24 protein-coding genes are annotated in these 22241 nt (G+C 26.3%); 20 read left to right on the top strand and 4 right to left on the bottom strand.

The genetic code is table 11. The annotated features are described in order from the left end of the window. Position 1: 1 nt before the first annotated feature. Entirely contained in the window at positions 2–955 is a 954-nt protein-coding gene (locus EIH23_RS01575; protein WP_122638454.1) for a 4Fe-4S binding protein, read from the top strand. Between the two features lie 129 nt (positions 956–1084). On the opposite strand, the gene EIH23_RS01570 is transcribed toward EIH23_RS01575, so the two are convergent. Beyond that, positions 1085–1645 (bottom strand): hypothetical protein, encoded by a 561-nt coding sequence (locus tag EIH23_RS01570; RefSeq protein ID WP_122638453.1) that lies wholly within the window; start codon positions 1643–1645, stop codon positions 1085–1087. A gap of 109 nt (positions 1646–1754) precedes the next feature. After that, the gene (locus EIH23_RS01565) at positions 1755–2510 is read right to left on the bottom strand and encodes a glycerophosphodiester phosphodiesterase (protein WP_122638452.1); all 756 of its coding nucleotides are present in this window, start codon (positions 2508–2510) and stop codon (positions 1755–1757) included. Between the two features lie 234 nt (positions 2511–2744). Here EIH23_RS01565 and brnQ point away from each other — a divergent pair, with 234 nt between their 5' ends. After that, entirely contained in the window at positions 2745–4049 is a 1305-nt protein-coding gene (gene brnQ / locus EIH23_RS01560) for a branched-chain amino acid transport system II carrier protein (RefSeq protein WP_122638451.1), read from the top strand. Positions 4050–4112: 63 nt separating this feature from the next. After that, complete coding sequence (locus tag EIH23_RS01555) at positions 4113–4499, top strand: YkvA family protein (protein ID WP_122638450.1); 387 nt, start codon at positions 4113–4115, stop codon at positions 4497–4499. A gap of 61 nt (positions 4500–4560) precedes the next feature. On the opposite strand, the gene EIH23_RS01550 is transcribed toward EIH23_RS01555, so the two are convergent. Next, complete coding sequence (locus EIH23_RS01550; protein ID WP_122638449.1) at positions 4561–5640, bottom strand: pyridoxal phosphate-dependent aminotransferase; 1080 nt, start codon at positions 5638–5640, stop codon at positions 4561–4563. Positions 5641–5869: 229 nt separating this feature from the next. On the opposite strand from EIH23_RS01550, the gene hpt reads away from it, so the two are divergent. The 10 genes from hpt to EIH23_RS01500 all read left to right on the top strand — a co-directional run bounded on the left by hpt (position 5870) and on the right by EIH23_RS01500 (position 14391). Continuing rightward, the gene (gene hpt / locus EIH23_RS01545) at positions 5870–6400 is read left to right on the top strand and encodes a hypoxanthine phosphoribosyltransferase (protein ID WP_122638448.1); all 531 of its coding nucleotides are present in this window, start codon (positions 5870–5872) and stop codon (positions 6398–6400) included. Between the two features lie 237 nt (positions 6401–6637). Beyond that, complete coding sequence (locus tag EIH23_RS01540; protein ID WP_122638447.1) at positions 6638–7183, top strand: RNA polymerase sigma factor; 546 nt, start codon at positions 6638–6640, stop codon at positions 7181–7183. A 9-nt stretch (positions 7184–7192) separates the two neighbouring features. Further along, the gene (locus tag EIH23_RS01535) at positions 7193–7945 is read left to right on the top strand and encodes a hypothetical protein (protein ID WP_122638446.1); all 753 of its coding nucleotides are present in this window, start codon (positions 7193–7195) and stop codon (positions 7943–7945) included. Positions 7946–8060: 115 nt separating this feature from the next. After that, complete coding sequence (locus EIH23_RS01530; protein WP_122638445.1) at positions 8061–8933, top strand: ABC transporter ATP-binding protein; 873 nt, start codon at positions 8061–8063, stop codon at positions 8931–8933. A gap of 3 nt (positions 8934–8936) precedes the next feature. Beyond that, entirely contained in the window at positions 8937–10046 is a 1110-nt protein-coding gene (locus EIH23_RS01525) for a hypothetical protein (RefSeq protein WP_122638444.1), read from the top strand. Between the two features lie 171 nt (positions 10047–10217). After that, the gene (locus EIH23_RS01520; protein WP_122638442.1) at positions 10218–11375 is read left to right on the top strand and encodes a hypothetical protein; all 1158 of its coding nucleotides are present in this window, start codon (positions 10218–10220) and stop codon (positions 11373–11375) included. Between the two features lie 196 nt (positions 11376–11571). Beyond that, complete coding sequence (locus EIH23_RS01515; RefSeq protein WP_122638441.1) at positions 11572–12507, top strand: phosphatase PAP2 family protein; 936 nt, start codon at positions 11572–11574, stop codon at positions 12505–12507. Between the two features lie 37 nt (positions 12508–12544). Further along, the gene (locus EIH23_RS01510) at positions 12545–13771 is read left to right on the top strand and encodes an NAD(P)/FAD-dependent oxidoreductase (protein ID WP_122638440.1); all 1227 of its coding nucleotides are present in this window, start codon (positions 12545–12547) and stop codon (positions 13769–13771) included. 89 nt (positions 13772–13860) lie between these two features. Then, entirely contained in the window at positions 13861–14082 is a 222-nt protein-coding gene (locus EIH23_RS01505; protein WP_122638439.1) for an alpha/beta-type small acid-soluble spore protein, read from the top strand. 138 nt (positions 14083–14220) lie between these two features. Next, positions 14221–14391 (top strand): hypothetical protein, encoded by a 171-nt coding sequence (locus EIH23_RS01500; RefSeq protein WP_122638438.1) that lies wholly within the window; start codon positions 14221–14223, stop codon positions 14389–14391. A gap of 73 nt (positions 14392–14464) precedes the next feature. On the opposite strand, the gene EIH23_RS01495 is transcribed toward EIH23_RS01500, so the two are convergent. Then, entirely contained in the window at positions 14465–14941 is a 477-nt protein-coding gene (locus tag EIH23_RS01495; RefSeq protein WP_122638437.1) for a hypothetical protein, read from the bottom strand. Positions 14942–15062: 121 nt separating this feature from the next. Here EIH23_RS01495 and EIH23_RS01490 point away from each other — a divergent pair, with 121 nt between their 5' ends. From EIH23_RS01490 to pduL, 7 genes are all read left to right on the top strand, one after another. Beyond that, entirely contained in the window at positions 15063–15536 is a 474-nt protein-coding gene (locus EIH23_RS01490) for a hypothetical protein (RefSeq protein ID WP_122638436.1), read from the top strand. A 28-nt stretch (positions 15537–15564) separates the two neighbouring features. Further along, positions 15565–17334 carry a GAF domain-containing SpoIIE family protein phosphatase gene (locus EIH23_RS01485; RefSeq protein WP_122638435.1) on the top strand — a complete coding sequence of 590 codons (1770 nt, stop codon included), beginning with the start codon at positions 15565–15567 and terminating at the stop codon, positions 17332–17334. A gap of 11 nt (positions 17335–17345) precedes the next feature. Next, positions 17346–17933: a flavodoxin family protein gene (locus EIH23_RS01480; protein WP_243113292.1), complete on the top strand. Its 588-nt coding sequence runs from the start codon at positions 17346–17348 to the stop codon at positions 17931–17933. Between the two features lie 109 nt (positions 17934–18042). Continuing rightward, positions 18043–19212 (top strand): chorismate synthase, encoded by a 1170-nt coding sequence (aroC, locus tag EIH23_RS01475; protein ID WP_122638433.1) that lies wholly within the window; start codon positions 18043–18045, stop codon positions 19210–19212. Next, positions 19200–20258 (top strand): 3-dehydroquinate synthase, encoded by a 1059-nt coding sequence (aroB, locus tag EIH23_RS01470; RefSeq protein ID WP_122638432.1) that lies wholly within the window; start codon positions 19200–19202, stop codon positions 20256–20258. The genes aroC and aroB overlap by 13 nt, the downstream gene beginning before the upstream one ends. After that, entirely contained in the window at positions 20251–21510 is a 1260-nt protein-coding gene (aroA, locus tag EIH23_RS01465; protein ID WP_122638431.1) for a 3-phosphoshikimate 1-carboxyvinyltransferase, read from the top strand. Before aroB ends, aroA begins: the two co-directional genes overlap by 8 nt. A gap of 80 nt (positions 21511–21590) precedes the next feature. Then, entirely contained in the window at positions 21591–22157 is a 567-nt protein-coding gene (pduL, locus tag EIH23_RS01460; RefSeq protein ID WP_122638430.1) for a phosphate propanoyltransferase, read from the top strand. Positions 22158–22241: the final 84 nt, after the last annotated feature.

Below are 22241 nucleotides of genomic sequence, written 5' to 3'. Positions count from 1 at the left end.
AATGGCAATTAAACCAAAAATAAGTGCAGAACAAAGAAAAGCAGTAAAGAGCCAGGGATTTTTATCAAACAATGATGGAGTACATTTTTCTTGTAGAGTAGTAACTGAAAATGGAGCTTTAAATGTAGACCAATTACAAAATGTATGTGATGTAGCAAGAAAATATGGAAATGGAAATGTATCACTTACGACTAGATTAACATTAGAAGTACCTGGCATAGAATTTGAAAATATAGAAAATGTAAAAGAGCATTTGGCAAAAGATGGTCTTAAATCAGGGGGAACAGGATCAAGAGTAAGACCAGTAGTACCATGCAAAGGTACTGTCTGTACATTTGGACTTTATGATACACAAAAGTTAGGAACAGAATTACATGAACAATTTTATAATAGGTATTATGATGTAAAACTACCACATAAATTTAAAATAGGAATAGGTGGATGTCCAAATAACTGTATAAAACCAAGTTTAAATGATTTTGGACTGATAGGTCAACATGTACCTAAGTACGATGAAGACATGTGCTCAGGATGCAAAAAATGTGCAGTAGAAGCTTCTTGTAAAATAGGAGCTGCGAAAGTAGTCGATGGAAAACTAATTATAGACAAAGATAAATGTAACAACTGCGGTTTATGCATAGATAAATGTCATTTTGATGCAATAGAAGGTGGAAAAGAAGGTTTAAAAGTAATACTGGGAGGAAAATGGGGGAAACTTTCAAGACCAGGAACTCCAATAAAAGGAATATATTCAATAGAAGAAGTAAAAGAAATCCTAGAAAAAACCATATTACTATACAGAGAACAAGGTAAAACAGGTGAAAGATTTGGAGATATGATAGACAGAATAGGATTTGAAAAAATAGAAGATGAAATACTAAGCGGAAACATACTAGAAAGAAAAGAAGAAATATTAAACGCAGACCTTCATTTAGTAGGAGGAGCAACATGCTAATAATATTCGGATAGACGGATGAATTAGCTTGGAGGTATATGATTTTAAGTCATGCAGTTGAAAAGATACTGCAAATGACTTAAAATTCATATATCCTCCTGCACTAATTCATCCTGAACAATCCGAATATTAATTAACCTTTTTATATATGATAGGATCTTCGAAGCCGAAGGTCTTTTTGTTGTTTTTATAGAAAATCTCGCTTACGTATAAAGTGTTGTTTTCTATTTTTTCTTTTAATATAAATTTTGTTACTGGTGAAAACATACTAGTACTTTCTCCAGTAAATACTCCATTATCTTCGTTATATATCATTGGATTAAACTTTTCTGATTTTACAAGCTCATTATAGTCCATTATTAGATTTTCATTGTCATTTCTAAAATCCTCTTTTGATACATTGTTAGGCAATTCATAGGATTCTAGTACAACTTTATTATCTTCATTTAATGTGAATAAGAATAAATGAGGAAGTATGTTTTGTCTACCACCTTGATTATAATAACTTTCTTCTATTACGAAGTAGCCATTAAAATCTTTTGGTAAGTTTTTTATTTTGCTATTACAAACCCCATTGATATGTTTTGCTTTTGGATGTGTTATATTTCCGTTTTCTTCTTGATTTCTTATTTGTTCATCATTATTAAAGTTACCACATAAATTTTCTACAAAAACTTCTAATACGTTCATAGTTATATATCCTCCGATAATCTTTAAAACTTATTATATTTATAAATAATTTAAACAAAATAAGTATCCAATATACTGATAGCTAAATTATTTATTAAATAATGTACTCCTAATTATTGATATTGTCAACTTTATTTTTATCTAATACTTTTTTCATTAAAATAGGATAATTTGTAAATATACCATCTACATTGAGTTTAATCATTTTCTTCATTAAACAAGGAAAATTTATTGTATACACAAAGACTTTTAAATTATTTTTATGTGCTAATTCAACTATTTCTTTTGAAGCTAGTTTTCTACTTATGTGAATGCTATAAACATTTAACTTTTTTGCATGATCAACTACGTTATTTTCTGGATAATAGTCTTTCTTGTTTAAATAAAGAGCTCCATATTTTATTTTAGAGTTAAGATTTTGAAAATCTTTTATACATTTATGATTAAAACTTGAGATTAAAACTCTATTTTCTAGATTATATTCTTGAATTAATTTAAGTACATCTTCTTCTAAATGATAGTTAAACACATTAGTTTTTGCTTCTATATTTAAAATACAATTAGTGTTTTTTATAAGTTCGAAAACTTCTTCTAAGGTAGGGACTTTGCAAAGTTCATTATTTCTATATTTAAGCTGTTTACATTTGAAGCTTTTTAAATCTTCTAAATTATAATCTTTAATTAAGCCTTTACCTTTAAAAGTACGCTTAACGTCTTCATCGTGAATAACTACTAATTTACCATCTTTAGATTTATGAACATCGAATTCAATTCCATAAATAGATAGTTTTAAAGCTTCTTGAAAGGATAAAATTGTATTTTCAGGATAGCGACCGCTATAACCTCGATGAGCAAAGATTATCATAAAACCTCCTACAATAAAAATATTATAAATTTTATTTCTATTATATAAATTATATACTAATAAATTAAAAAATTACAATTTAATATATATATAAATGGGTATGTAATATTATCACAAGAAAAAAATGATTTCTATAATTTGGAAAAAGTTGACTTAAATTACTTATGAATGTATAATTATATATACTTTAAATTTATTAAATATTTTGAAAATTAAAAAGGGGAGGTTAAGTATATGAAAAAAAGCGTAGACACGCTAGTAGTAGGATTTGCCCTATTCTCTATGTTTTTCGGAGCAGGAAATTTATTATTCCCTCCATATTTAGGGCTTGTATCAGGTGAAAGTTGGCTAACTTCACTTGGTGGATTTGTGCTAGCTGATGTAGGATTAGCTTTACTAGTATTGCTAGCTGTAGTAAAAGGAACTGGAAAATTAGAAAGTGTATTAAACAGAGGTGGCAAGGGACTAGCTGCTATAATAGGTGCATCAGCAGTTTTATGTATAGGTCCACTTTTAGCTATACCAAGAACAGCAGCAACTACATATGAAATGGGTATACAACCAATGTTAAATTCATCAGGAAATATAGCACCAATAATAGCTTCTATAGCATTCTTTGGTTTAACATTATTACTTACAATAAGACCATCTAAGGTTGTTGATATAGTAGGAAAAGTTTTAACGCCATTATTAATATTATCTCTTATAACTTTAATAGTACTTGGAATAATAAATCCTATTGGAGAAATAAGCCCAGATGTTATGATAAGTAATAACTTATTTGCAGAGGGAGTTTCTCAAGGTTATTTAACAATGGATGCATTAGCAGCAGGAGTTTTTGCAGGAGTAATAATAAATGCAATAACAAGCAAAGGATATAATAGAGCAGATGAAAAAGTAAAATTAACTATAAAGTCAGGATTAGTTGCGGCAGTAGCACTAGCAGTTATATATGGTGGACTTACTTATTTAGGTGCAACACTATCGACTAAGTTTGATGTAGAAACACCACAAGCACTATTAATGGTTGAAATAACTTCAGCTTTACTTGGTAACCCAGGAAAAATATTATTATGTGTAATAGTATCTTTAGCTTGTTTAACAACATCTATAGGTTTAACTTCAGCTACTGGAGAGTATTTCTCAAATGTTACAAAAGGAAAATTAAAATATGAAACTATAGTTATTGCAGTCTGTGTATTTAGTGCAATTGTATCAAACTTTGGAGTTGGAACAATAATAAAATTCTCAGCACCAATACTTGAAATAGTTTATCCAGTGCTTATGGCATTAGTATTATTATCATTATCATTTTCAAGAGTTAGAAATGATAATATATTTAAATTTGCAGCGTATACTACATTAGTAGTTAGTTTATTAAGTGTAGCAAATGGATTATGGGGCATAGCTCCATTTATGACAAAACTACCACTAGCTTCACTAGGATTTAACTGGATACTTCCAGCAATAGGAGGAGCAATAGTTGGCTCTTTAGTAAAAGATAAGAAATCATCAAGTTTATTAAATGATATTGGATAGTATTTATATAAGATACTTTATAATGTATAATAAAAGTTAAATTATATATTATAGGAGTAGAAAATGGAAAAATTAGCATATATATTAAATTTATTGCTAGATAAATTAAAAAAGATTTTAGTAAGATTTAAAAATTCTAAATTTGGATTACTTTTTATAGTTAATATTTTTAAAATACCAGATTTTATGACTGATAATAGAGTTAGTATAATTAGCAAACTTAAGGTTGTTTTTTCTATTGCTGTGACGGTTTTATACTTTGTATCAGCGATTGACTTTATTCCAGAGATATTTTTAGGGGCATTTGGACTTGCTGATGACGCACTTGTTTTACTTTGGAGTCTTGGAATTATTAGTGAAGAAATAGAAAAATATAAATCTATGATAAAAGGAACTAAAGATCCAAATATAATAGAAAATGTTGATTTTGAAATAAAAGATGATGAGTAAAAGATAAATTAAGATAAAATTAAAAAATGTATCAACTACTTTTATAGTTGATACATTTTTATTATGCATTAAAAACTTCTTTAATAGATTTAAGTAAAAGTTTATTTTCATCAGGTTTTAAAATACACACCCTAAAGAAATACTCATCTAACCCATCAAAAGAAGCACAATCTCTAATTATAATTTTCTTAGAGATAAGTTTTTCTCTTAAAATTTTAGCAGTAATAGATTTTGATTTTATTTTACATAAAATAAAGTTACCATTACTTTCATATACATGCAAATCAATTATCTTACTTAATTCATTAATTAAAAAATCTCTTTCTCTAAGAATAATATCACTACAATGGTCTATAAAGTTTTTATCTTTAAACATAATTTCACCCATAGAAGAAGCCACTATATTTACATTCCATAAATCTAAGTGTGAATTTATACTGTTTTTAACATCTTCATTACCAATAAGTCCATAACCAAGTCTTAAACCTGGAGTAGAAAAGAATTTAGATGTACCTCTTATTACAAATAAGTTTTTATATGTATCTACTAACTTAGTACAAGAAAATACACTAGTATCTGTAAACTCTACATAAGTTTCATCAATCATTACAAAAGATGATGTAGAACTTAAAATTTGCTTAATCTCATCACAAGAGAAAGTAAATCCAGTAGGATTGTTAGGATTACATACTATCACTAAATCGTAGTTATTTTCTTTTATATTATCAATTAACTCAAAAACATTTATTTTAAAGTCTTTTTCATATCTAGCAAAGTACTTCGTAATATCACAGTTTATTTTAGATAGTTCATTTTCATATTCTGAATAAGCTGGTGATAATAATAATGCACTTTTAGGATTTATAGTTTTTATAAATGAAGATATAAGCTCTGTAGCACCACTTCCTAAAACTATATTGTTTTGTAGACAATTACAATAACTAGAAATAGATTTTTTTAAATTTTTATAATTTGGATCTGGGTACATTGATACTATATCAATATTATTTATAATAAATTCTTTAGCAAGAGTTGATGTACCAAAAGGATTTATATTAGAGCTAAAGTCCATAAATTCTTCTTTTGAAAAACCGTATTTGCTAGATAAATCATATAAGTTTGCTCCATGATTTACACTCATTAAATTTCCTCCTAAATAGTCATAAGTGGACATAATATATATATAATTATTATGTGTATACATAGAGTATAATACAAATAAAAAATTTAAGCCAAGATTTTAAGGCAATCTTTAATAAATAAAATAAAAATACGAATTATAAAATAAAAATGAATAAAAATATTCAAAAAAATACAGTTTTATGATATACTGATAAAGTAAAACATACGGAAATAATCAGGAGGGCAATATGTTCAAAGTTACTGGAGTAATGTTATCTGAAGAAGAAATAAAAGCGAAAGTATATGAAATAGCAAAGAAAATAGAAAAAGATTTTCAAGGTGAAGATCTATTAGTAGTAGGAATACTTAAGGGTGCTAGCGTTTTTGTAGCGGACCTAATTAGAAATATAGATTTAGATGTAAATATGGATTTTATGAGTGTATCAAGTTATGGTAACTCAACTGAATCTTCTGGAACAGTTAAGATATTAAAAGACTTAGATGTTGATATAGAAGGAAGAAATGTACTAATCGTTGAAGATATAATAGATTCAGGATTAACTTTAAGCAACTTAGTTGCAGCTTTAAAAACAAGAAATCCAAAATCTTTAAAGTTATGTACTTTATTAGATAAACCACAAAGAAGAAAAGCTAATATACATGTTGACTATGTTGGATTTGTTATAGAAGATAAATTCATAGTTGGATATGGTATAGATTATGCTGAAAAATATAGAAACTTACCATATATAGGTATAGTAGAAGATGTTGAAGAATAAGGTTATTATATAAATTTTATCTAGGAAAAGTCATTTAAGATATTTATCTTAAGTGGCTTTTTTATTATAATAAGTTTATATTAAGTTAAAACCGAGAAAATAAATTTGAATATAAAAGCTGATATAGTCAGATGTCAGTTAAAGTGATCTATTTATAGATCATTTTTTTATGTAATTAAAACTTTTAGTACTTTATTTACGAATATATAACTAGAAGAAAATAGATGAGGGTGGAAAATGGATAAGGATTTAAGACTTATTAAGAAGATAAGAAAACGAAATAGCAGGAAGGCTGCAGATGAACTAATTTCTAATTATTATAAAGAAATTTATATTTATGTCTACAAACAGACAAGTGATAAAGAATTATCTATGGATTTAACACAAGAAATTTTTATAAGTATGCTTAAGAGTTTGCATAGTTTTGATGAAAATAAAGCATCTTTTAGGACATGGATTTATAGGATTGCTACTAATAAGGTAGTTGATTATTTTAGGTCAAAAAATTATAAGTATTCAACTATGTTGGACGATATAGATGAAAAAGAAGTAGAAGATAAGAGTAATTTTACAATTAATTTAGAGCATAAAGAAGATTTAAAAAAGATACAAAATATAGTAAATAAGTTAAGTGGTGAGCATCAAGAAATTTTTAGATTGAAGATTTTTATGGAATTTACTTTTTTAGAAATATCAAAAATATTAGATGTGAGTGAATCAACTGTTAAGACTAAATACTATTCAATTATAAAAAAGATTAAGAACGAATTTAATGAAGTTTAGGAGGTTAGTATGGATAAGTTTGATATAGATATGCCAAATAACTTAGAAATAAGAAAAGAAATTAGCTTTATTTTAGATGAGGGATTAGAGAAAAAAGAATCTTTTTATTCATATGTAAAAAATATGTATCAAAAAATAGGATTTAAAAATTTATTTCATGATTTTACAGAGTTAACTTTTATAGGAATATTATTAGTTTCAATTTTAGCTTATGGAGTAGTGTCTATTAGACACAATTACTTTATATCACAAGAGCGTATTTATACTTTTATATTTATAATTTCGCCACTTTATTATTTATTAACAAATATATTTTCATTTGTTAATGTAATAGAAAATAACACTTTTGATATTGAGATGATTTGTAAATATAATATACACCAAGTATCAGCACTTAGAATGATAGTTTTTAGTGTAATATCAATGCTTTTAAGTAGTGTATTTATTTTAGGTTTGTATAATCAAATAAATTTATTAAAAGGAATGATGATTGGTATAACATCAATATTTTTATTCTCAGCTATTCTTTTATATTCAATAGTGAAAGTGAAAAATGTACTAGTTAAATATATAGTTGTAATAAGCTGGATAATATCTAATGCTACTTTACTTATATTAAGTGAAGATATATATTTTGTGTTTTTAGAAACTATACCAAGTGTAGTTTATTTACTGGTAACTATAGCATCAATGTGGGTTTATATAAAAAATATAAAAATTTTATCAAGATACAACAAGACATATGACAGTAATACGATATAGAAAAATAAAAATAAATTTATAAAAATAAAACTATTTTAAAACTTAATACGAATAAATATATGATACAAATTTAATTGCAATTAAATATATACTTAATAAACTATGGAGGAAACTCATGTTAACAATAAAAAATGTAACGAAGAGATATAAAGATTTTACAGCTCTAGATAATATAAATATGGAATTTGAAAATGGAGTATATGGACTTCTTGCACCAAATGGAGCAGGAAAGACTACTTTAATAAAAATGATAGCAACTTTAATTTTCCCAAGTGAAGGTGAAATTCTTTATAAAGGAGAGAATATAGTAGCTATGGATGAAAGATATAGAGATATATTAGGATATTTACCTCAAGATTTTGGTTATTACAAAAATTACTCACCAAATAAATTCTTGATGTATTTAGCAGCATTAAAAGGAATAGAAAAATCAGTTGCTAAGGAAAAAATAAAACAATTATTAAAGTTAGTAGCTCTTGAAGATGTGGCAGATAAAAAAATGAAGAAATTTTCAGGTGGTATGATACAAAGAGTAGGTATAGCTCAAGCTCTTTTAAATGATCCTAAAATATTAATTTTAGATGAACCAACAGCAGGACTAGACCCAAAAGAACGAGCAAGATTTAGAAATTTACTTAGTGAATTATCAAGAAATAGAATAATAATAGTATCTACTCATATAGTTTCAGATATTGAATTTATATCAAATGAAATAGTAATGATTAAAGATAAAGAATTACTTTATAAAGATACTATAGATAATATTTGTGAAAAACTACATGGAAAAGTATTTGAAACAGAAATAGAAAATAAAGATATAAATGATTTTAGAAGAAAATATTTATTACTATCAGAAAAACAAGAACATAAAAAAGTTAAAGTAAGATTTATATGTGAAGAGTCTTGTAATAAAAATTGGGATTTAGTTTATCCAAATTTAGAAGATGTATTTTTATATGAATATAAAGATGATTTTGTGGGAGTATAGCTTATGGATATAAAGATACATGAATTTAAAAAGATAATATCCTCACCCGTGATTATTGGTTTAACTATAGTTTTTCTTTTGTTTAATATAGTTAATATATTGAGTTCATCATATTTCAAAGAAGATATAAAAATAATTAATAAAATTATTTTAGAACTTGGACCTGAGATAAATGATGAAATGATAAGTAATATGAAAAATAAATATAAAGAGAGCTTAAAAGAAGTTAACAAAATAACAAAAGAAAAAGTAAATAAGAATTATAACAGCATAAGCGAATTTATTATAAGCGAAGAATACTATACAAATAATTATGATGGTGGAGTATTTACTAGTGAAGAGTTGGAATTTTTTAATGAAGTTAGCTTATTAGAAATATACTCAAATGCTAGTATTGATTTAATTAAGTCTTATGAAGAGTTAAATATAAAAGAAATAGGTGAATCAGAAATACAAGGGTATGGACTTAGTGGACAAGCAGCTACTATGGCAAGAAAAAACTATCAGAATCTATCAGATAGATTTGAAGAAATAAAGTCAACTAATGAACATAAACATCTATTTTTCTTAGGAAGTACATATAGAATGCATAGTTTATTATTTAGAGAAACTTTATCGAAATGTATATATGAAATAATGATTTTGGTAGTACTTATAACAGCTTATTTAGTAAATTTTGAATTTGATAGTAAAACCAATTTATTAGCTTATTCAACCAAAAGAGGTAGAAAAAATATTAAAGACAAGTTAGTTGTTTGTATGATTTTCTCATTATTAGTAAGTTGCATTATCTTAGGAGGAACTTTACTATCTTATTTTACTACATTTGATTATAGTCAAATTTGGAATATACCTATAAGTACAGCATTTAATTGGGAATATAAACTACCATATATAAGTTTATTAAATCATACTTTCATAGAACGATTAGTTTTAAGTTGTTTAATAATACTTATTTGTGCACTTATATTCTGTACAATTGCTTTTATAATTTGTACCCTAATAAAAAATAGTTATTTAGTGATTTTTATATTTTATATTATTTGGAATAAGCTTAATAATACCTCAAATATTAAGCAAGAGTTCTATAATTTTGATATATTCTCAATATAATATATTTCAATTAATATTAAATCCTCATATGTGGTTTATGTATATGGGACCACTTACAATGAAAAATTATGAAGTGATTACATTAATAACTAATATTTTATTAATAGTTATAGGGTCAATATTTACTATTAAAAGATTTAAAAAAGAAGACATAAGCTAAAGGGAGAGATTATGAATTTAATTAACAATGAAATAAAAAAAATTTTTAGACCTATAAATATAGTTATTATATCCTTAATCACAGCTATAATATGGATATTATTTATAAGTTTTAATATAGAGTATTTTCCAAATGGATCAGATAAATATATTTATGATATTAGTGTATATATGTTAAATAAATATGGAATATCAATGGATGAAGAAGAATTTAAAGATTTAAAAAATTATAGAGAAAAAAGAGTAGAGAAAGCAACACAATACTTATTAACTAAAGATGAATTTATAAATTCAGGACTTTCTACTTATGATGAATATTTAAATAGAGAAGAAAATAAGACTCTTGATTCTAATGCTAGAAAAAATTTGGATAAATTACAAGAAGATTTATTTTTTGAAGAAAATAATTATTTATTTTGGGAGTTACAAGAATTAGATTATGTAATTGAAAGATATGATGATAAAGATTTTTGGGTAGGTCTAGGAGGTATGGATGAAAGTTCATCACAAAAACAAAGACATGAAGAGCTTATTAATAGTGATACATCTTATTCTCCTTTAAACTTTAGAATACTTGGTAATTATCATAGTTTAATATTTGGTATAACATTACTTATATTAATTTGTGTGCCTATTATGATAATTTCAATTTTCATAAATGATAATAAAAATAAAGTTAATTATCTTCAATATAGTTCAAATATAGGACGAAAACTTTTTAAAAAGAAAATAATAGCAAGTATAATATCATCATTTATAATAGCAACAGTACAGCTAGGTATATTATTTATAGTTTATAAATCAAATAATACATATATGTTCTGGGATTGTAGTATAAACTCAGCTATAAGTGATATGGCATCTTGGTATGATATGACTTTTGGACAATATATAATTTTATCAGTAATTTTAAATTATATTATTGCATTTATAACATGTATGATAGCTATTTTGGTATCATCGAAAGTAAATACATATATAAGTGCCATAGGTATTCAAATACCACTTTTATTTGTACTTGGAACATGGTTAAATAATATGGGGATGAAATATTTAACTTCTACTTATTATTACAAGTATAGTTTACATCTAATATACGTTATATTAGTTGGAATATTAGGACTTATGATTGTAAAAAGAATTAAAAAAGAGAAAATTTTAGAGATATAAATTAAAAGCTATATAGTTGATATGAGTATATCAATATATATAGCTTTTTTTATTATAAGGAATTATATTTTTATCTTTTTTATATAATTTAATAATAAAAGCTTAAAATAAGATTATGCAATTAAATAAAGATGTATTTATTTGATGAAATTATGTATAATTGCAATAAGTAGAAATTATTAGGAGGAAAGCAAATATGGGCATTCAGTTAGAAATATTAATGTACTTACAAAGTATAAGGTCACCACTTTTAAATGCTTTATTTTTAATTCTTACAATTAGTACAGAGGTACCTATTATAGTATTATTTTCGGCACTAATGTATTGGTGTATAAATAAGAAGTTTGGACAAAGGATATTATTTTCTTTAATTGGAAACTTTGTTGTAAATACTGGAATAAAAGAATATGTAAGAGCTCCTAGACCAATAGGGACAGACGGACTAGAATCTTTGAGAGTATCAACTGCTACAGGATATTCTTTCCCAAGTGGTCATACACAAACAGCTACTAGTTTTTGGACTAGTTTTATGATTTTGGCAAAAAATAATTGGATGTATATACTTGGAATCATTATGATTTTAGCTGTAGGGATATCTAGATTGTATTTAGCTGTTCATTGGCCTATAGATGTAGCTTTTGGATGGATATTTGGAATATTTTTTAGTATAGTTTTAATAAAGATATTTGATTACGTAGATGAAAATAAAAAATACTGGATACTACTATTACTTTTAGTTATGCTTTCAGTAGTAGGATATTTTTTAAACGGTGAGTCGTACATAGAGTATTTTGGAATTTTAACAGGCTTTGTACTTGGTTACATAGTAGAAGATATATTTATAAACTTTAGTACAGACAGAAAAAGTAAAGGATATATAAACTTTAGTAAAAATAGAAAAAATGAAAGTTCATTAATTATAAATATAAAGAGATTTTTAGTTGGTATAATTTCTTTAGGTATAGTTTATATAATATTAAAGTATACAGTAGGTATTATACCTAATTATTTTGATGTTTCAAATATAGATAGTTTTGATATGGTAACAAATTATATTAGATACTCAATAGTTGTATTTTATGCAGTAGCAGGAGTTCCTGCTTTGTTTAAGGTTTTAAATTTAGATAACTAAAAGAAAATTAAGACAGAAAGATATAGAAGGTGATTTTTTGAAAAAAGTAGTAGTTATAGGAGCAGGAGCAGCTGGTATGATGGCAGCTGCTACAGCAGCGGATAGAGGAATGGATGTTATTTTGCTTGAAAAGCAACATAGAGTTGGAAGAAAATTATTAATAACAGGAAAAGGAAGATGTAATATAACAAATGCAGCTGACATTGAAGAGTTAATAGAAAATGTGCCTACAAATGGTAAGTTTTTATATAGTGCGTTTTATACATATACTAATGATGATGTAATAGATATGTTTAATAGGCTAGGTGTTAGTACTAGAGTAGAAAGAGGAAAAAGGGTTTTTCCAGAAAGTGATAAAGCTCGAGATGTTGTAGATGCTTTAGAAAAGCAATTAAATAATAAAAAAGTAAAATTAGAGCTAAATGCTCAGGTTAGTAAGATTTTAGTTAAAGATAATAAAGTAGAAGGTGTTGTTTTAAGCAATAAAAAAGAAATAAAGTGTGATTCTATAATAATAGCAACTGGTGGACTTAGTTATCCATTAACAGGATCTACGGGAGATGGATATAAATTTGCAAAATCTGTAGGTCATACAATAATAGATACAAAACCATCCCTAATAGGTATGGAGGTTCAAGAAAAGTTCGTTCAAGATTTAGATAAACTATCACTTAGAAATGTTTCTATAACTGTTTTAAATAGCAAGAATAAGAAGATATATGATGATTTTGGAGAAATGGAATTCACTAAATATGGAATAGATGGACCTATAATAAAATCTGCAAGTTGTAGGATGAAAGATACAACAAAGGATAACTATAAGATTGTAGTTGATTTAAAACCTGCATTAGATGAAGATAAACTTGATAAAAGAGTTCAAAAGGATTTTCAAAAGTACACAAATAAAAGATTTGAAAATTCTTTAAATGATTTACTTCCAAAGAAGTTAATACCAATAATAATTGAACAAAGTGGAATACCAAAAGATACAATAGTACATCAAGTTTCAAGAGAACAAAGAAAAAAATTAGTTAATTTATTGAAGAATTTTACATTAACAGTAAAAAGATATAGACCTATTGAAGAAGCTATTGTTACTTCTGGAGGAATAAAGGTAAGCGAAATAAATTCAAGCACAATGGAATCTAAATTAGTTCAAGGTTTATTCTTTGCTGGAGAAGTTATAGATGTAGATGCTTATACAGGTGGATTTAATCTTCAAATAGCTTTCTCGACAGGATATTTAGCTGGTATTAATTGTTAGAATATGTCATAATTTACCTGCATTAAAAAATATAAGCTCCATATAATACTACCAAGCAACAAAATTATTAAGGAAAGAGGTAATCAACAATGGCAAGCAACAATAATAATAACAAAACAGTGGTACCAGGAGCTAAAGCAGCTTTAAATCAAATGAAATTAGAAATAGCTAACGAACTTGGAATGGCTAACTACCAACAAGTTGACAAAGGAAACCTTACAGCTAGAGAAAATGGTTATGTAGGTGGATACATGACTAAAAAATTAGTTGAAATGGCAGAAAAACAAATGTCAGGACAACAACAACAATAATAAAATAAAAAATAAATATAATAGAAGCCCTATAATTTCATAGGGCTTATTTTATTTATTAATAAAGGTATGTAATAAAAATAATATCAATGGACAAAATAAAAAAAGATATAAATTTACATAAGGAGTAGTGTTATTATGAGTACAGTAAACTTTGAAGAAATAAAAACTAATTTTATTAATGCTGATGTAGATGGGAAAATAAAAATCTATACTACAACAGAAGGGTTATCAGTAGAACAATTTAGAGAGTTATTAAAGTACTACCCAATACAACATCTTTCAAAATTAGAAAAAGCTTTAGGATAAGAAATACAATTTATAAACATAAAAAAAGAATTGTGTAAATTAATTTTTATAATTTATACAATTCTTTTTTATGTTAATGAGTATTACTTGTATTAACATAGTTATAAATTTTTTCGTTACCTAAGTCAATAGAACCAGTTTGTATGTATTTTATTATATTGTCTAAGTCATTAGAATTTAAATATTCCATTGGTATGGTTAAAGTAAATCCAGTAGATTCTAATAAATTTTTAAGTTTTATCTTTTGTGGTATATTAGGTTTTGTCTTAGGTTCATTTTTATATTTTTTCTTCTTACCTTTAGAGATGTTATCATTTTGTATTGTTATAAGTGTATTTATATAGTCTATGTATGAGTCCTTAAATTCTGGCTCGTGAGTATACTTCTCATCTAATATGTCATTTATTGATCCATCTGATAAAATATTTTCTGCAAATTTATCTGCAGTTAACTTACCTGTTATAATACCTTTTTGATACTTTCTTAATACTTTTTTAGTATAGCTATAAATTTTGCTTCTAGTTTCTAGGTCTAAGTTTACAATTTCCATGATGGAAACACTCCTTTTTTAGAAATATAAATAAAATCCTTCTTTTTTATTATTGACAAGTATAAAAAATATTATAATTGTAAAAATATATAGGTAATAGTAGAGAAAGAAGGTAAAATTTATGATAAATGGAATTATAAAGTTATTTTATTCAGAAGTCGTAAAAACAAAGATAAAAAATCTACCATCATCAGAGTATCAATTAAGAGATGAATGTAAGGATATTCAAAATATAACATTAAAAATAGATAGCATATTTTTTAAAGGATTAAAATTTATATTTGGATTATTTATTTTAATATTTGCTTTTAATATAAAAATTATTTTAGGAATAGAAGTTTTATTATTAGAACTTGCTTATATAGTTTATAAGAGAAACTTAGAAATACAAGTGAAAGAACAAATTGAAAATATAAAAAATAGTATAGAAGTAACATCTGTAAATTTACTTGATGAGAGAGGAAAATCAGGTATAAATGTGCTTATAAGTTTACTAATAATGGGAGTTTTAAGTGGTTTTAACTATATACTTGTCCTTAGCTTTTTGGCGGTTTTTCTATTTACTATAAAACACATATGTAGTAATATTAAATAGAATAAATACTTGTATGGGGAGGACGAGGATGAGTAAAGACATCAATAAAATGAGAAACTTGGTTCAGATTTCATCTATGGTAGCTGAATCATCAGATTTCTTTAGTATAAAAGATAAAATAATAGAAAAAATGTTAGAAGTAGTTCATCCAGCTAAAGCATGTGTTAATTTATTTTATAAAAATAATTATAAGCATGCTTATTTAGTATGTTCACAAACCTTAGAAAAGATACCGGGGTTCTTTCCTATTGGTGAACCTATAGGAGTTAAGATTGAATTCTCAACATATCCTAAGTATATACATGAATCGGTAAAAGAGAAAAAAGTAATATATATAGAAAATGTATTTGAAGATGAAAGAGCTGAAGATGAAAGAGAGATGGCAAGGGTTGAAGGATATGTTGGTAGAATCATATTTCCACTTATAGTAAATGATATAGTAGTAGGATTCATGACATGTTTCTTAAATGAAGAAGACACTATATCTGACTATGATATAGATTTTATATCTTCTGTAGCATCTCTTATGGCTTTATCTATTGAAATAACAACTAAGAATAACAATATTCAAAGATTGGTTAATAAGTTAAGAAGTGCAATAAGTTCTATAAATGAAGCAACTAAAAATTTTTATCATAACAAAGATATAAATAAGTTCTTAGATCACTTAAGCGAGCAAGCTTGTGATATTACTAATAGTAAGGAAGCGCTAATTATTATAGATGAAGATAGTTATAATAATAAGATTTTTAGTTCATATAATATGGAAAAAAGAAGAAAGACTACAACAGAGGTGTATTCTTCTATAGGAGAAATTCTAGCTAAGGAAAATCGTGGAGGATACTGCAATAATGCAAGTTGTTGTATTGTAAATAATGTAAATATAGATAATTATATTTACTATAAATTATTTGATAAGAATAAGCAAATAGGTTGTATAGTTTGTGCAAATGGAGATGGATATACGGATGATGATTTAAATATACTTAGTATATTAGCAAATCAAGTGGCAGTTGGAATGAAACTATATGAGTACAACCTTGTTGATGTTAAGCATAAATTATTAGCTAACGAGCTTAATATTTTAAATAAACAGCAAAAACTTATAATGGATAAAAGTATGATGGAGTGTAATGATGAAAAAGAATTATATTACTATCATAGACCAGCAAGAGTTGTAGGAGGAGACTTTTACTACGCAACTAAGGTTGATGATGAGAATATAGTTTATATAGTAGCAGATGTTATGGGTCATGGTATAGTATCTAACTATGTAGTTGCTATGATAAAAGGTGCATTTAAAGTCCTTTGTAATCAGTATAAAACACCTGGAGAAATAATGACTAATTTAAATAAAATGTTATATGATGAGTTTGACAAAATGGGTGTATTTACAACTTGCTTAATAAGTGTATTTAATACTAAAAATAATAAAATAGCTATATCAAATGCAGGTCATTATAGTCCTATAATGGTAAATAATGATGGAAGTATTAAAATCAACTTAAATTGCATAAAAGGGATACCGCTTGGAATACTAGAAGATTCAGAATATGAAACTAATATTTTTGATGCAAATAATTCTCCGATGATTTGCATGTATACTGATGGTGTTTTAGAAATAAAAAATAAAGAAAAAGAAGAGTACGGGATAGGAAGATTAGAAAAGTTTTTACAAGAAAATTATAATCTAGATCAGCAAAAGATGATTGAAAACCTTAAACATGATCTAAGAGAATTTGCATCTACAGATAGCTTTGACGATGATATAATGATTGTAATGCTTAAAAATAGATAGGGGATAGGATATTGGAGAATGTAGAGATTTTAATAATAAATGCAAGTCCAAGAAAAAATAAGAATTGTTATTTTATTTCAAAAAAAATAGAAAGTAAATTAATAGAAAACAATATAAGTTATAAAACATTTAACATATACGATATGGAAATAGAATATTGTAATGCATGTGGGTTCTGTGAAAAAACAGGTTATTGCAGAATAAAAGATGAAATGACTCCGATGTATGAAATGTTTAATAAAAGTAAAGGAACTATTGTTATAAGCCCAGTTTACTTTGATAGTGTAAGTGCTAAATTAAAAACATTAGTAGATAGAACACAAGCGCTTTATGCAAGTAAATACATACTAAAAAAGCCATCTATAGATAGATATAAAAAACGTGTGGGTATGTATATTGCAGTAGGAGGAGCCTCTGGGTATGATACACAGTTTAAGGGTGGACAGATAATTATGGACTTTTTCTTTAAATGTATAAACACAAAACTTACTCAAAATATATATGTAAATGAAACTGATGAATGTAAAGTTGAAGAAAATTTAGAATTTACAAAAAACTTAGATATAAATTTAGAAAAATACGTGAAAGAAATAAGATAAAGGACTATAATTTATAGTATTAAAATAAAATGATAGAAGGGGTTATCCCAAAATAAATATTTATTTTGAGATAAGCCCTTTTGCTACATATATAGAAAGGAATGATATTATGTTAAGATACCTAACTAGTGGAGAGTCACATGGTCAAAGTTTAATATCTATACTAGATGGAGTTCCATCAAATATAGAATTAAATATAGATGAAATTAATAAGGAATTAAAGAAGCGACAATCAGGATATGGTCGTGGTGGTAGAATGTTAATTGAACAAGATAAAATAAATATATTGGGGGGAGTAAGAGGTAAAAAAACTCTTGGAGGTCCTATATCTATTGAAGTTAAAAATAAGGATTATGAAAACTGGGTTAAGTATATGAATCCTATGGATGATGTAGATTTAGAAAGTAAAAAGGTTAATAACGTAAGACCTGGACATGCTGATTTAGCTGGAGCATTAAAGTATGACTTTGATGATGCTAGGAACGTACTTGAAAGATCTAGTGCTAGAGAAACGGCAAGTAGAGTTGCAGTAGGAGCAATATGTAAGCAAATACTAAAAAACTTTGATATAGATTTTATATCTCATGTAGTTCAAATAGGAAGCGTAAGAGATAACAATATATATGAGTTTGATTATATAAAAGAAAATGTAGATAAAAGCCAAGTTAGATGTGTAAATAGTGAAATTGAAAAGAAGATGATAGATGAAATAGAAAAAGTAAAGTTAAATGGTGACACTATTGGTGGTGTAGTAGAAGTAAGAGTTAAAAACTTAATACCAGGTCTTGGTTCTTATACTCATTTTGATAAAAAAATAGATGGTGAATTAGCTATGCACCTAATGGGAACACAGGCAATTAAGGGTGTCGAAATTGGTATTGGATTTGACGTGGCAAATAGCTATGGATCACAAGTTATGGATGAAATAAAATACAATAAAGAAGATGGTATAAAGAGAAGTACTAATAGATTAGGTGGAATAGAAGGTGGAATGACAACAGGAGAAGAGGTCGTTATAAGATGTGCAATGAAGCCCATACCAACTTTATATAAACCACTTAACTCTATAAATATGAATACACTAGAAAGTTATAAAGCTAGTATAGAAAGATCTGATAATTGTGCAGTTCCAGCATGTAGTGTTGTTTGTGAAAATGTAGTAGCTTTTGTAATTTGTAAATACTTCTTAGATAAAATTGGAGGAGACAACTTACAAGATTTAAGAGCAAATTATGATTCATATATAAAAAGGTTAGGTGATAGAGGATGGAAAAGATAGATAATAAAGTTTGTAATATAATAATCGATAACAGTTATAAAAATTTTGAAGAAAATTTAAAAAAACAAGGTAATTATGACTTAGTTTTAATAATAAGTGATAGTAATGTATATAATTCTCAAGGCCATGAATTTATAAAACATATTAATGCAAGAATTGTATATGAATATATAGTATCACCAGGAGAAGATTCTAAATCTCTTGATACATATGAAAAAATAATAGAGTATTGTGTAAGAATAAATTTATCTAGAAAGTCAGTAATTATTGCTTTAGGTGGAGGTGTTGTAGGCGATTTAGCAGGTTATGTAGCATCAACTTATATGAGGGGTATTGATGTTATCCAAGTACCAACAAGCTTACTAGCTCAAGTAGATTCATCTATAGGTGGAAAAACTGGGATAAATATAGGGAATTTTAAAAATATAGTTGGTACTTTTTATCAACCCAAATTTACATATATAAATGTTGATTCATTAAAAACCTTATCTGAAGATGAGTTCTTAAGTGGAATGAGCGAAGTTATAAAATATAGCATTATATATGACTATGAATTTATAGATTATTTAATAGGAAATAGTGAATCTATAATAAATAGAGAAAGTGATAAATTATATTACATAGTAAAAAAATGTGCTTCTATAAAAGCAAAGGTTGTTGAGGCAGATGAAAAAGAAGGCGGATTTAGAAAAATATTAAACTTTGGTCATACCTTTGGTCATGGAGTTGAAAAGTTATGTCATATAAGTCATGGAGAAGCTGTAAGTATAGGTATGAATATGGCATTTAAAATGGCTTTAAGAGAAGGTTTCATAAAAGAAGAATACTGTAATAAATTCTTAGAAGTATGCGAAAAATACTCTTTACCAATGAATTTTGAAAACGCAGATGAAGAAGAAGTACTTAATATAATGAAGAGTGATAAGAAAAATAGTTTTTCAAAAATAAATTTAGTTTTACCAGTAGGTTTAGGTGAGGTAGAAGTAATAAACACTATATCAGAAGAAAAAATACTAGGTATAATAAAGGAGTCAAAGAATGCTTAGAGGAAGTTTTGAACTTATAGGGGATAAGTCAATATCACATAGAGCAATAATGTTTTCATCTATATCAAAAGGGAATAATAAAATTAGTAACTTCTTAATGGGGCAAGATTGTTTAAGTACCATTTCATGTTTTAGAAAAATGGGTGTAGATATTGATATACAAGGAAAAGACGTTTTTGTAAAAGGTAATGGTTTAAAAGATTTAAAAAAGCCTAATGATATTTTAGATGTTGGAAACTCTGGAACAACTATAAGACTTATGATGGGAATTTTAGCAGGAAATAATTTTGAATCAACTTTAATTGGTGATGAATCAATAGGCAAAAGACCTATGAAAAGAGTTACAGACCCTCTTAAACAGATGGGATGTACAATTCAAGGAAAAGATGATGCAAATTATACTCCAATAACTATACATGGAGGAAATTTAAAAGCAATAGATTATCATATGCCAGTAGCATCAGCTCAAGTAAAATCTGCTTTAATACTTGCTAGTCTTTATGCTGATGGAGAGAGTATAATACATGAAAAAGTGAAATCTAGAAACCACACAGAAATAATGCTTAAATCTTTTGGAGCAAATATAAGTGTTGATGATTTGAAAATAAAAATAAATCCAGTAGATGAATTATTTAACCAAGATATATATGTTCCTGGAGATATTTCTTCAGCGGCATTTATAATAGTTGGAGCTTTAATTAGTGAAGGTTCAGAAGTTCTTATAAAAAATGTTGGATTAAATGAGACTAGAACTGGAATACTAGATGTAGTAAAAAAAATGAATGGTAATATAGAAATTCTAAATAAAAGATTTGTTGGTGGAGAAGTTGTTGGAGATTTACTTGTAAAATACACTAAAGAACTTCAAGCAACAACTATTGATAGAGAAATTATACCAAGGCTTATAGATGAGATACCAGTAATTGCAGTTCTTGCAACTCAATGTGAAGGAACAACAATAATAAAAGATGCTCATGAATTAAAAGTAAAAGAAAGTAACAGAATAAAAGCAATGGTAGATAATTTAAAAAATATGGGTGCAGATATAGAAGAATTAGAAGATGGAATGATAATCAAGGGAAAATCAAAGTTAAAAGGCGCTCATATTGAAACATTTAAAGATCATAGAATAGCTATGGCTTTCTCTATAGCAAACTTAATAAGTGATGGAAATGTTAAATTAGATAACGAATTATGCATAAATATATCTTTCCCTGGTTATTTTGATTTACTTAAAGAGTTGTCAAAATAATTTATATACTGTTTGATTTTAGGATTATTTTTATGTATAATTAGAGTGAATATTTTATAAAATTTGTAGGAGGATACAAAATGAAATTACCAATAGCTTTATCAAACAGACATATACATTTAAGTCAAGCAGACATAGATGCTTTATTCGGAGAAGGACATCAATTAACTGAATTAAAGCCATTATCTCAACCAGGACAATTTGCCTGTGAAGAAAAAGTTGACTTAGTAGGACCAAAAGGAACTATAAAAGGAGTTAGAGTTTTAGGACCAGCTAGACCAGCTACTCAAGTTGAAATATCTTTAACTGATGGATTTGCTTTAGGAGTAAAAGCTCCAATAAAAGAATCAGGAGATATAGCAGGAACTCCAGGATTAAAATTAGTAGGACCTAAAGGTGAAGTTGAAATGCCAGAAGGAACTATAGTTGCAGCTAGACACATACATATGAGCTTAGAAGATGCTGAAAAATTCGGTGTTAAAGATAAGGATATAGTAAGTGTTAGAACTTTTGGACCAAGAGCTGTAGTGTTCGAAAATGTATTAGTTAGAGCTAGTGAAAAATTCGCTTTAGAAATGCACGTTGACATGGAAGAAGGAAACGCTGCTGGTGTAAGAAATGGAGACTTAGTAGAGTTAGTAAAATAATCTACTTTAAATAACTTTATAAAAAATCCTAGTCATGCAACTAAAATATGTTGTAAATGACTAGGATTTTTGTTTATACACTTT

Origin of the sequence: Romboutsia sp. Marseille-P6047, from assembly GCF_900604535.1 — a bacterium.
Classification (GTDB): Bacteria; Bacillota; Clostridia; order Peptostreptococcales; family Peptostreptococcaceae; genus Romboutsia_E.
This window is presented reverse-complemented; position numbering and strand designations above follow the sequence as displayed.

What these genes read in the sequence shown, in the direction of transcription:
- EIH23_RS01575 (WP_122638454.1), top strand. Translation starts at nt 2, where the DNA reads ATGGCAATTAAACCAAAAATAAGTGCAGAACAAAGAAAAGCAGTAAAG.
- EIH23_RS01570 (WP_122638453.1), bottom strand. Translation starts at nt 1,645, where the DNA reads ATGAACGTATTAGAAGTTTTTGTAGAAAATTTATGTGGTAACTTTAAT.
- EIH23_RS01565 (WP_122638452.1), bottom strand. Translation starts at nt 2,510, where the DNA reads ATGATAATCTTTGCTCATCGAGGTTATAGCGGTCGCTATCCTGAAAAT.
- brnQ (WP_122638451.1), top strand. Translation starts at nt 2,745, where the DNA reads ATGAAAAAAAGCGTAGACACGCTAGTAGTAGGATTTGCCCTATTCTCT.
- EIH23_RS01555 (WP_122638450.1), top strand. Translation starts at nt 4,113, where the DNA reads ATGGAAAAATTAGCATATATATTAAATTTATTGCTAGATAAATTAAAA.
- EIH23_RS01550 (WP_122638449.1), bottom strand. Translation starts at nt 5,640, where the DNA reads ATGAGTGTAAATCATGGAGCAAACTTATATGATTTATCTAGCAAATAC.
- hpt (WP_122638448.1), top strand. Translation starts at nt 5,870, where the DNA reads ATGTTCAAAGTTACTGGAGTAATGTTATCTGAAGAAGAAATAAAAGCG.
- EIH23_RS01540 (WP_122638447.1), top strand. Translation starts at nt 6,638, where the DNA reads ATGGATAAGGATTTAAGACTTATTAAGAAGATAAGAAAACGAAATAGC.
- EIH23_RS01535 (WP_122638446.1), top strand. Translation starts at nt 7,193, where the DNA reads ATGGATAAGTTTGATATAGATATGCCAAATAACTTAGAAATAAGAAAA.
- EIH23_RS01530 (WP_122638445.1), top strand. Translation starts at nt 8,061, where the DNA reads ATGTTAACAATAAAAAATGTAACGAAGAGATATAAAGATTTTACAGCT.
- EIH23_RS01525 (WP_122638444.1), top strand. Translation starts at nt 8,937, where the DNA reads ATGGATATAAAGATACATGAATTTAAAAAGATAATATCCTCACCCGTG.
- EIH23_RS01520 (WP_122638442.1), top strand. Translation starts at nt 10,218, where the DNA reads ATGAATTTAATTAACAATGAAATAAAAAAAATTTTTAGACCTATAAAT.
- EIH23_RS01515 (WP_122638441.1), top strand. Translation starts at nt 11,572, where the DNA reads ATGGGCATTCAGTTAGAAATATTAATGTACTTACAAAGTATAAGGTCA.
- EIH23_RS01505 (WP_122638439.1), top strand. Translation starts at nt 13,861, where the DNA reads ATGGCAAGCAACAATAATAATAACAAAACAGTGGTACCAGGAGCTAAA.
- EIH23_RS01500 (WP_122638438.1), top strand. Translation starts at nt 14,221, where the DNA reads ATGAGTACAGTAAACTTTGAAGAAATAAAAACTAATTTTATTAATGCT.
- EIH23_RS01495 (WP_122638437.1), bottom strand. Translation starts at nt 14,941, where the DNA reads ATGGAAATTGTAAACTTAGACCTAGAAACTAGAAGCAAAATTTATAGC.
- EIH23_RS01490 (WP_122638436.1), top strand. Translation starts at nt 15,063, where the DNA reads ATGATAAATGGAATTATAAAGTTATTTTATTCAGAAGTCGTAAAAACA.
- EIH23_RS01485 (WP_122638435.1), top strand. Translation starts at nt 15,565, where the DNA reads ATGAGTAAAGACATCAATAAAATGAGAAACTTGGTTCAGATTTCATCT.
- aroC (WP_122638433.1), top strand. Translation starts at nt 18,043, where the DNA reads ATGTTAAGATACCTAACTAGTGGAGAGTCACATGGTCAAAGTTTAATA.
- aroB (WP_122638432.1), top strand. Translation starts at nt 19,200, where the DNA reads ATGGAAAAGATAGATAATAAAGTTTGTAATATAATAATCGATAACAGT.
- aroA (WP_122638431.1), top strand. Translation starts at nt 20,251, where the DNA reads ATGCTTAGAGGAAGTTTTGAACTTATAGGGGATAAGTCAATATCACAT.
- pduL (WP_122638430.1), top strand. Translation starts at nt 21,591, where the DNA reads ATGAAATTACCAATAGCTTTATCAAACAGACATATACATTTAAGTCAA.